Genomic DNA, 13409 nt, shown 5'->3' with positions numbered 1-13409 from the left:
CCGTCTTGCGACCTGCACCCCCGACGAGACGCGAGGGCGCCGCCCAATTCATCGTTCGTCGTCGTAATGAAGAGAGCACCGTGGCCGCCGACAAGATCGATACCATCGTCAGCCTGAGCAAGCGCCGTGGCTTCGTTTACCCCTGTAGTGAGATCTACGGCGGCTCCCGGGCTGCCTGGGACTACGGTCCGCTGGGCGTCGAGCTCAAGGAGAACATCAAGCGGCAGTGGTGGCGCGCCATGGTCACCTCGCGCGAGGACGTCGTCGGCATCGACTCGTCGGTGATCCTGGCGCCCGAGGTGTGGCAGGCGTCCGGCCACGTCGCCACCTTCACCGACCCGCTCACCGAGTGCACCTCCTGCCACAAGCGCTTCCGCGCCGACCACCTGGAGGAGGCGTACGAGGCCAAGCACGGCAAGCTGCCCGAGAACGGCCTCGCGGACATCAACTGCCCGCACTGCGGCAACAAGGGCGGCTTCACCGAGCCCAAGCAGTTCTCCGGCCTGCTCTCCACCCACCTCGGCCCGTCCCAGGACACCGCCTCGGTCGCCTACCTGCGCCCCGAGACCGCCCAGGGCATCTTCACCAACTTCGCCCAGGTCCAGCAGACCTCGCGCAAGAAGCCCCCGTTCGGCATCGCGCAGATGGGCAAGTCCTTCCGGAACGAGATCACTCCGGGCAACTTCATCTTCCGCACCCGCGAGTTCGAGCAGATGGAGATGGAGTTCTTCGTCAAGCCGGGCGAGGACGAGCAGTGGCACGAGTACTGGATGGAGCAGCGCTGGAACTGGTACCGCGACCTGGGCCTGCGCGAGGAGAACATCCGGTGGTACGAGCACCCGAAGGAGAAGCTCTCCCACTACTCCAAGCGCACCGCTGACATCGAGTACCGCTTCAACTTCGGCGGCACCGAGTTCTCCGAGCTGGAGGGCGTGGCCAACCGCACCGACTACGACCTGGGCGCGCACTCCAAGGCGTCCGGCCAGGACCTGTCGTACTTCGACCAGGAGGCCGGCGAGCGCTGGACCCCCTACGTCATCGAGCCGGCGGCCGGTGTCAACCGCGCGATGCTCGCCTTCATGCTCGACGCCTACGTCGAGGACGAGGCGCCCAACGCCAAGGGCAAGATGGAGAAGCGCACGGTCATGCGGCTCGACCCGCGCCTGGCGCCGGTCAAGGTCGCGGTGCTGCCGCTGTCCCGCAACCCGCAGCTCTCCCCGAAGGCCAAGGGCCTCGCCGCGGACCTGCGGAAGAACTGGAACATCGAGTTCGACGACGCGGGCGCCATCGGCCGCCGCTACCGCCGCCAGGACGAGATCGGCACCCCGTTCTGCGTCACCGTCGACTTCGACACCCTCGACGACAACGCGGTCACCGTCCGCGAGCGCGACACCATGAAGCAGGAGCGCATCAGCCTGGACCAGATCCAGCCGTACCTGGCGGCGCGGCTGCTGGGCTGCTGAGTCGAGCCGACTTGGTCGGTTCAGGCGGTTTCGGGTAGTTGGCCGGGGCCGGTTCCCTTTGGGAGCCGGCCCTGGTTTTTTCGTGGGTGGTTGGGGCTGGTCTTTTGCGGGTGGTGGGCTGGTTTTCGTGGGTGGTCGGGCTGGTGGGCTGGGTATCCCACCCGGGAATACCCGCCCTCGCCCGTTTCGTTGTGGCCCCGAAGGGGGGCTCGCGTCCCCTACGGGATCTGTTCGGCGGACCCTTAGGTGGCCCGCCCGGTGGGTGGGTCGGTGGGCTGTAGCACCCCAGCTGGGAATACCCGCCCCCGTCCGTTCGTTGTGGCCCCGAAGGGGGGCCTCGCGTCCCCTACGGGATCTGTTCGGCGGACCCTTAGGTGGCCTGCCGGGTGCTCAGGCGCCCCCGCCGGGTGCCCAGCCTCTGTACTGCCCAGCCCCTCAACTGCCCAGCCCTCAACTGCCCAGCCTCTGAACTGCCCCGCCTCTCTCAACTGCCCCTCCCCAAGCGACCCCGCCGTCCGGCCCCCGCCCTCAGGCCCCCTCAAGCCCCCCGCCTCACGGCGCCCCGCAGCGGCCGGGTGGTGAGCCAGGCGCAGAGGGCGGCGAGGGGGAGTTCGGCGGCTACGGCCATGGCTATGGCGCTGGCCAGCTCGGCGCCGGGGGCGGAGGTGGCGAGGTCGATGCAGGCGTCGGCGAGCAGCAGGACGGCCGCGGCGCCGGCGGGGGCGCGGTGACGGGGGTCGGCGCGCAGGAGGCGGAGGCCGGCGGTGAGCAAGGCTGCGGCCTCCAGGGCGTCGAGGGCGACCCAGGCGGCGGCCTCGGTGGGCGGCAGGGTGCCGGCGAGGTAGCCGAGCCAGGGCAGCAGCGCCAGCCCGGCCCCCGCCAGGACGCGGCCCTGCCAGCGGCGGGCGCGGCTCAGCCGCAGACCCCCGCGTACGGCGCCGTTCGCCGCGCGACGTCCGTTGTCGACAGGGGGGTTGAAGGCGATCAGGGCCATGGCGGAGGTCTCTTTCAAGGTCACGAACCCGGCCTTCGGGCTCATGATCAAGACTCCGGTTTTTGCCGGTCACGGTCAGTAATGCGGCTGTCCGACTTGGGGTGGCACCAGGTACACCCCCCGTCCGGCAACGGGCTTCATGGCGGGCCGCGGCGCCCGGCACATAGCGTTGGATCATGAAGATTCCGCCCCGGACCCGGCGCGCGCTCACCCGGCTGACTCGCGATACCTACTTCCTCGCCCTGGGAGTGCCGCTGCACCTTCTCATCGGGTTCCTGTTGTTCATGGCCTTCGGTCTCGTCTGGGAGATCGTCGAGGGGAACGACAGCAGCGTGCCGGTGGTTCTGGGGCTCGCGCTGGTGCTCACGGCGTCGTCCACGCCGGCGCTGAACGCCGCGCAGCGCTGGCGCTTCCGGCAGCTGCTCGGGATCGACATCCCGGCACCGGTCTTGTGGCGGCGCTGGCAGCGGCGGTTCGGCTACCACTGTCTGGTCGGGGCACTGCTCGGCGGGCTCGAAATGCTGGTGCTCGGCCTGCTGTTGGCGGGTCTGGCCGCCGGCACGGTGTGCCTGTGGATATGGGCGGTCCCCCTGGAGTGGCGGGTCGGTCATCCCGGCTACTACACCCAGGCCGCCTATGTCACCGTCGCCGGCCTCGCCGCGCTCGCCGCCGTCCCCTCGCTCGCCGCGGTCCTGGTACGTCTGGAGACCCACCTCGGGCCCGCCCTGCTGGGGCCCGACCCGAGCGAGGACCTGGCGCGGCGGGTGATCGACCTCACCGAGAGCCGGGCCGGTGCGGTCGACGCCGCGGATGCCGAACGGCGCCGCATCGAACGGGATCTGCACGACGGCGCCCAGCAACGCCTGGTGTCGCTGGCGCTGAACCTGGGCCTGGCCAAGGCAACGCTGACGGATCTGCCGCCGGAGGCGCGTGAGGTGATCGACACGGCGCACCGGGAGGCGAAGGAGGCGATCGAGGAGCTCAGCAGTCTGGTGCGCGGCCTGCACCCGGCCGTCCTGGACGAGCTGGGGCTGGACGCCGCGCTGTCGGGGCTCGCCGCCCGGGCGCCGCTGCCCGTACGGCTGCGGGTCGATGTGCCGCGGCGTACCGTGCCGGCCATCGAGGCGGTGGCGTACTTCGTGGTCTCCGAGGCGCTGACGAACGTCGCCAAGCACGCCCGGGAGGCGACCCGGGTGGATGTGACGGTCACCAGGCTGGGCGAGATACTGCGGGTGGTGATCGCCGACGACGGTGCGGGCGGGGCCGATCCGTCCAAGGGGAGTGGTCTCACCGGGCTCGCCCAGCGTGTGCGGTCCGTGGACGGAACATTCCGGATGAGCAGCCCCGTGGGGGGCCCGACCATGATGAGCGTGGAGCTGCCGTGCCCGAGGTGAGGCGTGACGTGGGGGATGACGTGGTGCGTGGGGCGGAGGCGCAGACCGAGGCCGGGGTGGCCGGTGCGCAGGGTGCGAAGCCAGGTGCCGTACGGCGTGCCGTGATCGCGGAGGACTCCGTTCTGCTGCGGATCGGGCTGGTCAAGGTCGTGGAGATGGCCGGGTTCGAGGTGGCCGCCGAGGCGGGGGACGCCGAGGAGCTGCTGGCCGCGGTCGCCGAGCACCGGCCGGACCTCGCGGTGGTGGACGTGCGGATGCCGCCCGGTTTCACGGACGAGGGGGTGCGTGCCGCCCTGTCGATCCGCCAACGGTGGCCTGCTACCGCGGTGTTGATGCTGTCGCAGTACGTCGAGGAGCGGTACGCGGCCGATCTGCTGGCCTCGAACACCAGCGGCGTCGGCTATCTGCTCAAACAACGGGTGGCGGACGTCGAGGAGTTCCTCGAGGCGCTGCGGCGGGTGGCGGACGGCGGCACCGCGCTGGACCCGCAGGTCGTCGCGCAGTTGCTGGTACGGCGGTCGAGCGATCCGCTGGAGCGGCTGACGGCCCGTGAGCGGGAGGTCCTCGCGCTGATGGCCGAGGGCCGCTCCAACGCGGGGATCGCCGCGGGGCTCGTGGTGAGCGAGAGCGCGGTCGCCAAGCACATCAACAACATCCTCGCCAAGCTGGACCTCCCGAAGGCCGACGCCGACCACCGTCGCGTCCTGGCGGTGCTGCGGTTCCTGGGGGTCGGCGGCTAGGGAGCGTCGTGCCCGTCGCGCCGGCTCAGTGGTCGTATCGGCTCAGTGGTCGCGCCGGCTGAGCGGTCGTGCTGGCTTATTGGTCGTATCGGCTCAGTGGTCGTGTCGGCTCGAACCGTGGTCCGCAGGTCGCCGGGGTATTCGAGCCGGGCAGGCCTTCGCGGCGTGAATTCCGGCCCGGAGCGCACTTCCTGTCCCCTCATGTGCATCCATTGCCTCTTCTCCCGCGTCTCACAGGCGAAGCGGCCTTCTCCTATGGGCCGCACCGCAGGGGTATTTGGAGTATTCAATTTGAAAACCGGCATTAAGGGCATTCGTCGCGTCTCCGCGGCCGTCGTCACCGCGGGTGCCGTTCTGTCGGCCGGGGCGTTCGCCGCTCCGGCGCAGGCCGCCACACTCCCGACGCCCACGATCACCGCCGCCGGCGGTTTCGTGATGAACAACAGCACGGGTCAGTCCCTGTTCACCAAGGCTGCGGACACCCGTCGTTCCACCGGCTCGACGACCAAGATCATGACCGCCCGGGTGGTGCTCGGGCAGCCGAACCTCAACCTGGATTCCAAGGTCACGGTCCAGAAGGCGTACAGCGACTACATCGTCGACAACAACTGGGCCTCCTCGGCCCACCTGATCGTCGGCGACAAGGTCACGGTCCGGCAGCTGCTCTACGGGCTGATGCTGCCGTCCGGCTGCGACGCCGCCTACGCGCTCGCCGACAAGTTCGGCAGCGGCTCCACCCGGGCCGAGCGGGTCAAGTCGTTCATCGGCAAGATGAACGCCACCGCCAAGAGCCTCGGTCTGACGAACACGCACTTCGACTCGTTCGACGGCATCGGCCACGGCGCGAACTACTCGACGCCGCGCGATCTGACCAAGCTCGCCAGCAACGCGATGAAGTACTCCACGTTCCGTACGGTCGTGAAGACGAAGTCGACGAAGCAGAAGGTCACGACCAAGAGCGGTGGCTACCGCTACATGGAGTGGACCAACACCAACCCGCTGCTGGGCACTTACGCCGGCACCATCGGCGTCAAGACCGGCTCGGGTCCGGAGGCCAAGTTCTGCCTGGCCTTCGCCGCCACCCGTAACGGCAAGACCGTCATCGGTACCGTCCTCGCCTCCTCCTCGGTCGCCAACCGCACGGCGGACGCGAAGAAGCTGCTGGACTACGCCTTCAAGAAGTAGTCCGTACGGCCCGGGTCGGTTCGGGCCGGGTCGGTCCGGGTCGGTTCGGTCCCGGTAAGGGGGCCTGTCGGCGGCCGTTCGGCCGCGGGCGGGCCCTTCGCCGTTTCCCCCTCCCCTCCCCCCTCCCCTCCCCCTTCCCACCCTTTCCGCCGTTCTGTCGTGCCGGCCGTTCCGTCGTGCCGGCCGTTCTGTCGTGCCGGCCGTTCCGTCGTGCCCGTCGCTTCCGGGCCCGCCGTTCCCGTCGCTTCCGTCGGGCCCCCCGTTCCCGCCGTTCCCCCCGTTCCGCCGTTCCCGTCGTTCTACGGTCCGTCCGTCTGCCCCGTCGAGGCGGGGCGCAGGCCGCGGAGGACCAGGTCGCGGACCGCCTCGAAGTCGGCGGTGATCTCCGGGCGGGACCACTCGGCCGCGTAACACGGGTCGTGGAAGCGGCCGGTGGCGTCGAAGACGGCGCGGGCGGTGACGGCGGGGGAGGGGGTCTGGAAGGTGCCCTCGCCGACGCCGTCCTCGATGATCCGGGTCAGCTGGGACTCCAGGTCCGTGACGTGCCGGTCGACCACACCACCGCTCTCGCCGATCAGCGCCATGTACGTCGCGAACAGCTCGGGATCGTCGCCCGCCTTGTGCCGCTTGGCCTCGAAGAGCGCGGTCAGCCAGCGGTCCAGCCGCTCGGCCGCCGGGCCCTCCTCCGTCACGATGCCGGACAGCTGCTGGCTCGTACGGTCCAGCCAGCGCGCCGTGACCGCTTCCCGCAGCGCCGTCTTCGTACGGAAGTGGCGGTAGACGCTGCCGTGGCTCACGCCCAGGGCACGCGCCACGTCCACGACCGTGGCCTTCGCCGGGCCGTAGCGGCGCAGCACCTCCTCGGTGGCTTCGAGGATGCGCTCGGGGGTCAACGACTCGGGGGGCATGGTGCGGACGGCCTTTCGGGAGGGGCGGACGGCGGGCACGGACGACGGCGGACGGGCGGGTACGGATGGCGGTGGGCGGGTGCCGGGCGGCACCCGTACGTCCGTACTTCGGAACCGCGGGTGGGGCCGGTAGGCGCACCAGGTGCACCGTGGGTCCCCGAGCGGTACCTACGGACGGTACCTGGCCGCCCCCGCCGGCCACCGCCCCGCCGGCGGTCAGCGCTCGCTGTCGAGGTGGGCCATCTGCTCGGCGGGGTACCGGTCGCCGGCGGCGGCACCGGCCGGCACCGCCCGCTCGATCGCGGCGAGGTCCTCCGCGTCCAGCGTCACGTCCAGGGCCCCGAGCGCCTCGGAGAGCCGGTCCCGGCGGCGCGCACCGACCAGCGGGACGATGTCCTCGCCGCGGGAGAGCACCCAGGCGATGGCTATCTGGGCCACCGAGACGCCCTTCTGTTCGGCGATCTTGCGGAGCGCGTCGACCAGATCGAGGTTGCGGTCGAGGTTCTCGCCCTGGAAGCGCGGGCTCATCCCGCGGAAGTCGTTGGCGGCGAGCTTGCGGTCCCGGTCGAAGTGGCCGCTGATCAGGCCGCGGGAGAGCACGCCGTAGGCGGTGATGCCGATGCCCAGTTCGCGGGCGGTGGGCAGGATCGCGTCCTCGATGCCGCGGGAGATGAGGGAGTACTCGATCTGAAGGTCGGAGATCGGGGCCACGGCGGCCGCGCGGCGCAGCGATTCCGCGCCGACCTCGGAGAGGCCGATGTGGCGGACGTGTCCCGCCTCCACCAGTTCGGCGATGGCGCCGACGGTCTCCTCGACCGGGACGTCCGGGTCGAGCCGGGCGATCCGGTAGATGTCGATGTGGTCGGTGCCCAGGCGCTGGAGGGAGTAGGCGGCGAAGTTCTTCACCGCGTTGGGCCGGCCGTCGTAGCCGGTGAAGCCGCCCTCGATGGTGCGCAGGGCGCCGAACTTCACGCTGATCTGTGCCCGTTCGCGGGCCGCGGCGGGGGCGGTGCGCAGCGCTTCGTTGATCAGCAGTTCGTTGTGGCCCATGCCGTAGAAGTCGCCGGTGTCGAGCAGGGTGATGCCGGCGTCGAGGGCGGCGTGGACGGTGGCGAGGGATTCGGTGCGGTCGCTGTCGCCGTAGAGGGCGGACATGCCCATGCAGCCGAGGCCGAGGGCGGAGGTCTGTGGGCCGGTGGTGCCCAGGGTGCGGGTCTGCACTGGGTGCTCCTGAAGGGGATGGCGAGGGGAAGGGTGGGTGGAGCGAGGGAGGTGGGCGCCGGCCCCGCGGGGCGGGGGCGTGTCCGGATCCCTCACGCAAACAACTATGGCATGTCGACTGACAGATTTCAATATCTGTCAGTCGACATGCCGTGACGTACGCCCGTATCCTCGCGTTTCCGCAGGTCAGCGCAGTGCGCGCGGCAGACGAAGGGCCAGGGCCGTGGTACCTACGACGATCGCCAGCTGCGTCAGCAGCGCCGCCAGCAGCGCATCGCGGATGCCGACGGACGGCAGCAGCGCGAGGAAGAGCGTGCCGAGGGTCGCCACGCCCAGCGCCAGGCCGGACTGCTGCGTGGTGACCATGACGCCGCCGCCCACCCCCGCCTGCGCCACCGGCAGCTCGCTCAGCACGATGCGCATCAGGACCGGCAGCACCAACCCCTGGCCGAGGCCGAGCAGCGCCATGCTCGGCGCGAGACCGGCCACCGTGACGCCCGGCCAGCCCGCGTGCACGGTCAGCGCCAGCACGATCAGCCCGGCACCCTGGATCAGCGAGCCGGTGAGGACCACCCGCCGCCCGAAGCGCCCCACCAGCCGCGGCCCCGCCAGCGAGGCGAGGAAGAAGGTGACGCAGAGCGGCAGCAGGGACAGACCGGCCGCCAACGGGCCGTAGTGCAGGCCGGCTTGGAGTGCGACGGCCACCACGAACATGAAGCCGCCGAAGCCCACCGAGAACGGCACGATCATGGTGAGGCCGCTGTTCACCGACGGGATGCCAAGCAGCGACGGCGGGATGAGCGGGGTCCGGCCGCTGCGTTCGGTGCGCCGCTCCACCAGGAAGAACGCGGCGCCGGCGCACGGGAAGACGGCCAGCAGGAGCCACGACCACAGGGGCCAGCCGGCCGCCCGCCCCTCGGTCAGCGGCAGCAGCAGGGTGACCAGCGAGACGGCCAGCAGGACGGTGCCGGGGCCGTCGACCCGGGTCGGGTGCGGGGAGCGGGTCTCGGGGACCGTACGGGCGGCCAGCAGCCAGGCCGCCGCGGCGATCGGCACGTTCACCAGGAAGACCGCGCGCCAGCCGGAGCCCGCCAGATCCACCGAGACCAGCAGCCCGCCGACCACCTGGCCGACGGCGCTGGAGACCCCGGCCGTGCCGCCGTAGAGGCTGACGGCCTTGGCGCGCCGCTTCCCGGTGGTCGTGGCCTGGATGGTGGCGAGCACCTGGGGAAGCAGCAGTGCCGCCGACGCCCCCTGGGTGACCCGGGCGGCCACCAGCGTCGCAGCGTCCGGGGCGAGGCCGCACGCCAGCGAGGTCAGGCCGAAGGTGGCCAGGCCCCACAGGAACAGCCGGCGCCGGCCGATCATGTCCCCGAGCCGCCCGCCCAGGACCAGCAGCGTGGCGTACGCGACGCCGTAGCCGGCCACCACCATCTCCAGCATCGCGGGTCCCGCGTGCAGGTCGTGGTCGATGGTCGGCAGGGCGACATTGACGATGAAGAAGTCGATCATCGGGAGGGCCGCGCCCAGCAGCACGGTCAGCAGACCGAGCGGGGTCAGGGCGGCGGTGGCCGACGCCTGCCGCGGGGCGCCGGCCGGGGTTTCGACAGGGATGGTCTGTGCTCGGGTTTCGCTCACGGATACGACGATCGTCGAGCGCTCAGACGGGTACCAGAGTGTCCTTATCCTGGTATCACTGCTACCTGGCAACCGCCTGGGCGCTGCGGCACGCTGGAGGCATGACCGTCGACGCGACCCTGACGCAGGCTGCCACACGGCCCGTTGCCGCCACGACCCCGCCGCCCGGCGCGGCCCGCCCCACGGGCGCCGCACCCCCGCACGACGACGCCGCCCGCCGGGCCGAGCTGGCCGCCTTCCTGCGCAGTCGGCGCGAGCGGATCACCCCCGAGCAGGTCGGCCTGCCGCGCGGCGCCCGCCGCCGCACGCCGGGACTGCGCCGCGAGGAGGTCGCGCACCTCGGCGCGGTCGGCGTCACCTGGTACACCTGGCTCGAACAGGGCCGGGACATCCACGTATCGCCGCAGGTCCTGGACGCGGTGGCCCGTGCGCTGCTGCTCGACCGCGCCGAGCGCAGCCACCTCTTCGCGCTCGCCGGCGCCGTCGACCCCGTGCCGGGCACCGAGTGCACCGGCGTTCCGCGCGCCCTGCGCCAAGTCCTCGACCAGCTCTCGCCGTTCCCCGCGGTCATGCAGAACGCCCGGTTCGACATCCTCGCCTACAACAGCACCTACGGGCAGCTGATGTGCGACCTCGACGCGCTGCCCGAGGAGGACCGCAACTGCATGTGGCTGGCGTTCACCCACCCCGAGTGGCGGGCGCGAGTGGTCGACCTGGACGCCACGATGCGGGTGATGGCCGCCAAGTTCCGCGCCTCGATGGCCGAGCACCTCGCCGAGCCGGCCTGGAAGGCGCTGGTCGCACGGCTGACGGAGGCCTCGCCGGAGTTCCGCGAGATCTGGGCCCGGCACGAGGTCGTCCGCCCGGTCAGTGCCGTCAAGCTCTTCCGCCACCCCCGGGTGGGCCTGCTCGAACTGACCGCCACCAGCCTGTGGACGGGCCCCAACCCCGGCCCCAAGCTGATCTCCTACACGCCCGCCGACGAGACCTCACGGGAGCGGCTGGAACAGTTGGAGAGGCTGATGCTCGTCCCGGCGTGATCGGGGAGCCCTTCCCCGGTCAGGCGCGGCGGCCCGGTGCCCGGGTCGCCGCCCCGCTCCGCTCCTCGTCCTCGAACAGCTCCGCCGTGTGCCGTGCGGTGGCCTTCGCCCAGCGGCCCGTGGTCAGCGCGCCGAGCAGCAGGACGGCCGCGCCGCAGCCGGCGATGATCCACCAGGCCGGGCGGCCGGCCGCGATGAACTCGTCCGCGGTGGCCGCCGCATGCGCCCCGCTCGCCAATACGGCGCCGATCACCGCGACGCCGAGCGACTGCCCCACCTGACGGCTGGTGGAGGCCACGGCGGCCGCCACCCCGGCCTGGGCGCGCGGCATCCCGGACACCGCCGTATTGGTGATCGGCGCGTTGACCAGGCCGAAGCCGATGCCGAAGAGGACATAGCCGGGGAACAGCAGCCAGTTCGTCGACTGGGCGTCGCACGCCGCGAAGAGCAGCCCGCTCGCGGCCATCGTCGTACCGGCCAGCAGCAGCGGCAGCCGGGGGCCGCGGCCCCCGACCAGCCGCCCCGACAGCGGCGCGCAGAACAGCGTCATCCCGGCCATCGGCAGCATGTAGAGCCCGGCCTCCAGGGCCGAGAGGCCGCGGACGTTCTGCAGGTAGAGCGTGTTGATGAAGAGGAAGCCGCCGAGCGCGGCGAACGCGCTGACCGCCACGACGGTGGCGCCGCTGAACGGCACGCTGTGGAAGAACCGCAGATCGATCAGCGGCTCCCGCCGGCGCCGCTCGTAGCCGATCAGTGCCGCCAGCGAGACCAGCGCCACCAGCACGAACCCCAGGATCTCCGGCGACGCCCAGCCGGCGTCCGGCGCCTCGATGATCGCGTACGTCAGCGAGCCGAGCAGCGCGATCACCAGCAGCTGGCCGACCGGGTCGACCCGGCGCGGCTTCGGGGCGCGGGACTCCGGGACGTACCGCAGGGTGAGGAAGAGGGCCAGCGCGCCGATCGGGACGTTGATCCAGAAGATCGAGCGCCAGCCGACGCTCTGCACCAGCAGCCCGCCGACCACCGGCCCGGCCGCCATGCTTATCCCGACGACTCCGCCCCACACCCCGATGGCGCGGGCCCGCTCGCGGGGGTCGGTGAAGGTGTTGGTGATGATCGACATCGCGACGGGGTTGAGCATCGAGCCGCCGACCGCCTGCACCATCCGGAAGACCACCAGCCATTCCAGGTCGGGCGCCAGGCTGCACAGCAGCGATCCGAGGGCGAAGACCACCAGCCCGACCATGAAGATCCGCCGCCGGCCGAGCCGGTCGGCGGTCGAGCCGGCCAGCATCAGCAGCGACGCCAGCACCAGCGTGTAGGCGTCGATCGTCCACTGCATCCCCGAGACCGAGGCGTGCAGCTCGCGTTGCACGGACGGCAGGGCGACGTTGAGGACGGTGTTGTCCAGGCTGACGATCAGCAGGCTCAGACAGCAGATCGCCAGCACGAGGAGACGCCGTCGGCGGCTGAGATCGGGCATCCTTGAACGCTACAACGATCCCCGGCCGTCCGTCCCTGGCGGGGCCGCCGGCACGGTGCGGGACAATGGGAGGCCGCAGCCGGTCGTCCGCGGCGCGCGGATCGGCAGGGCCCCGGCCCGCCCGTCCCGTACCGCCGCCCCGGAACCCGGAAACCGAAGAGAACCGCCGGAGAAAGTCGAAGGTATCGCTCCATGTCGCTGCTGCAGATCGGTCCGCACACGGTGCAGCCGCCCGTGGTCCTCGCGCCCATGGCCGGGATCACCAATGCCCCGTTCCGGACGCTCTGCCGGGAGTTCTCCGCGGGCAAGGGCCTGTTCGTCAGCGAGATGATCACGACCCGGGCGCTGGTCGAGCGCAACGAGAAGACCATGCAGCTGATCCACTTCGACGCGACGGAGAAGCCGCGCTCGATCCAGCTGTACGGCGTCGACCCGGACACCGTCGGCAAGGCCGCCCGCATGATCGCGGAGGAGGACCTCGCCGACCACATCGACCTGAACTTCGGCTGCCCGGTCCCCAAGGTGACCCGCAAGGGCGGCGGCTCGGCCCTGCCGTTCAAGCGCCCGCTGCTCCGCTCCATCCTGCGGGAGGCGGTGGCGAACGCGGGCGGGCTGCCGGTGACCATGAAGATGCGCAAGGGCATCGACGACGACCACATCACCTACCTGGACGCGGGCCGGATCGCCGTCGAGGAGGGGGTGACCGCGATCGCCCTGCACGGCCGGACGGCCGCCCAGCACTACGGCGGCACCGCCGACTGGGACGCCATCGCCCGCCTGAAGGACCACGTCGGCGAGATCCCCGTCCTGGGGAACGGCGACATCTGGTCCGCGGACGACGCGGTCCGGATGATGCGCGAGACCGGCTGCGACGGTGTCGTCGTCGGACGGGGCTGCCTGGGCCGGCCGTGGCTCTTCGGCGATCTCGTCGCCGCCTTCGAGGGCCGCCCCGAGGACTACGCCCGGCCGACGATGAAGCAGGTCGCCGACGTCATGCTGCGGCACGCCACACTGCTCGGCGAGTGGCTGAACGACGAGGCGCGCGGTGTCATCGACTTCCGCAAGCACGTCGCCTGGTACACCAAGGGCTTCGCGATCGGCTCGGAGATGCGCAAGAAGCTCGCGATCTCCTCCTCCCTCAACGAACTCTCCGACCTGCTGGGCGAGTTGGAACTCGACCAGCCCTGGCCCACCGGTGCCGACGGCCCCCGCGGCCGCACCTCCGGCCGGAACCGCGTGGTCCTCCCCGACGGCTGGCTGGACGACCCGTACGACTGCGCGGGCGTCAGCGCGGACGCCGAGCTGGACACCTCGGGCGGCTGACCCCCGCCCGCCGGCGGCCC

General features: G+C 71.5%; 11 protein-coding genes. 6 read left to right on the top strand and 5 right to left on the bottom strand.

What is annotated here, in order from left to right; genetic code table 11:
• Positions 1-80: 80 nt before the first annotated feature.
• Positions 81-1463 carry a glycine--tRNA ligase gene (locus ACFV1J_RS09335; RefSeq protein WP_385856670.1) on the top strand — a complete coding sequence of 461 codons (1383 nt, stop codon included), beginning with the start codon at positions 81-83 and terminating at the stop codon, positions 1461-1463.
• A 538-nt stretch (positions 1464-2001) separates the two neighbouring features.
• Here the strand turns inward: ACFV1J_RS09335 and ACFV1J_RS09330 are convergent.
• On the bottom strand, positions 2002-2502 hold the full coding sequence (locus ACFV1J_RS09330; RefSeq protein WP_385856669.1) for a hypothetical protein: 501 nt from the start codon (positions 2500-2502) through the stop codon (positions 2002-2004).
• A 131-nt stretch (positions 2503-2633) separates the two neighbouring features.
• Here ACFV1J_RS09330 and ACFV1J_RS09325 point away from each other — a divergent pair, with 131 nt between their 5' ends.
• The 3 genes from ACFV1J_RS09325 to ACFV1J_RS09315 all read left to right on the top strand — a co-directional run bounded on the left by ACFV1J_RS09325 (position 2634) and on the right by ACFV1J_RS09315 (position 5776).
• Complete coding sequence (locus tag ACFV1J_RS09325; protein WP_385856668.1) at positions 2634-3851, top strand: sensor histidine kinase; 1218 nt, start codon at positions 2634-2636, stop codon at positions 3849-3851.
• Positions 3852-3952: 101 nt separating this feature from the next.
• Positions 3953-4591 carry a response regulator gene (locus tag ACFV1J_RS09320; protein WP_385856745.1) on the top strand — a complete coding sequence of 213 codons (639 nt, stop codon included), beginning with the start codon at positions 3953-3955 and terminating at the stop codon, positions 4589-4591.
• Between the two features lie 291 nt (positions 4592-4882).
• Positions 4883-5776 (top strand): D-alanyl-D-alanine carboxypeptidase family protein, encoded by an 894-nt coding sequence (locus tag ACFV1J_RS09315; protein ID WP_385856667.1) that lies wholly within the window; start codon positions 4883-4885, stop codon positions 5774-5776.
• 299 nt (positions 5777-6075) lie between these two features.
• On the opposite strand, the gene ACFV1J_RS09310 is transcribed toward ACFV1J_RS09315, so the two are convergent.
• The 3 genes from ACFV1J_RS09310 to ACFV1J_RS09300 all read right to left on the bottom strand — a co-directional run bounded on the left by ACFV1J_RS09310 (position 6076) and on the right by ACFV1J_RS09300 (position 9543).
• A complete protein-coding gene (locus ACFV1J_RS09310; RefSeq protein ID WP_385856666.1) occupies positions 6076-6684 on the bottom strand; it encodes a TetR family transcriptional regulator in 609 nt (202 codons plus the stop codon).
• 216 nt (positions 6685-6900) lie between these two features.
• Entirely contained in the window at positions 6901-7905 is a 1005-nt protein-coding gene (locus ACFV1J_RS09305) for an aldo/keto reductase (RefSeq protein ID WP_385856665.1), read from the bottom strand.
• 186 nt (positions 7906-8091) lie between these two features.
• A complete protein-coding gene (locus ACFV1J_RS09300) occupies positions 8092-9543 on the bottom strand; it encodes an MFS transporter (RefSeq protein ID WP_385856664.1) in 1452 nt (483 codons plus the stop codon).
• Between the two features lie 101 nt (positions 9544-9644).
• Between ACFV1J_RS09300 and ACFV1J_RS09295 the strand changes: the two genes are divergently transcribed.
• Positions 9645-10583 carry a helix-turn-helix transcriptional regulator gene (locus ACFV1J_RS09295; protein WP_385856663.1) on the top strand — a complete coding sequence of 313 codons (939 nt, stop codon included), beginning with the start codon at positions 9645-9647 and terminating at the stop codon, positions 10581-10583.
• Between the two features lie 19 nt (positions 10584-10602).
• Here ACFV1J_RS09295 and ACFV1J_RS09290 read toward each other — a convergent pair whose 3' ends face one another.
• Positions 10603-12066: an MFS transporter gene (locus ACFV1J_RS09290; RefSeq protein ID WP_385856662.1), complete on the bottom strand. Its 1464-nt coding sequence runs from the start codon at positions 12064-12066 to the stop codon at positions 10603-10605.
• 192 nt (positions 12067-12258) lie between these two features.
• Between ACFV1J_RS09290 and dusB the strand changes: the two genes are divergently transcribed.
• Entirely contained in the window at positions 12259-13389 is a 1131-nt protein-coding gene (gene dusB, locus ACFV1J_RS09285; protein ID WP_385856661.1) for a tRNA dihydrouridine synthase DusB, read from the top strand.
• Positions 13390-13409 lie beyond the last annotated feature (20 nt).

The organism is Streptomyces sp. NPDC059649 (genome assembly GCF_042734445.1).
In the GTDB taxonomy this organism is placed as follows: domain Bacteria; phylum Actinomycetota; class Actinomycetes; order Streptomycetales; family Streptomycetaceae; genus Streptomyces.
Note: the sequence above shows the minus strand (reverse complement) of the source record. Positions and strands in the feature narration are given on the sequence as shown.

Excerpts from the sequence above, each read along its gene's own strand:
- ACFV1J_RS09330 (WP_385856669.1), bottom strand. The coding sequence starts at position 2,502 with ATGAGCCCGAAGGCCGGGTTCGTGACCTTGAAAGAGACCTCCGCCATG.
- ACFV1J_RS09325 (WP_385856668.1), top strand. The coding sequence starts at position 2,634 with ATGAAGATTCCGCCCCGGACCCGGCGCGCGCTCACCCGGCTGACTCGC.
- ACFV1J_RS09310 (WP_385856666.1), bottom strand. The coding sequence starts at position 6,684 with ATGCCCCCCGAGTCGTTGACCCCCGAGCGCATCCTCGAAGCCACCGAG.
- ACFV1J_RS09295 (WP_385856663.1), top strand. The coding sequence starts at position 9,645 with ATGACCGTCGACGCGACCCTGACGCAGGCTGCCACACGGCCCGTTGCC.
- ACFV1J_RS09290 (WP_385856662.1), bottom strand. The coding sequence starts at position 12,066 with ATGCCCGATCTCAGCCGCCGACGGCGTCTCCTCGTGCTGGCGATCTGC.
- dusB (WP_385856661.1), top strand. The coding sequence starts at position 12,259 with ATGTCGCTGCTGCAGATCGGTCCGCACACGGTGCAGCCGCCCGTGGTC.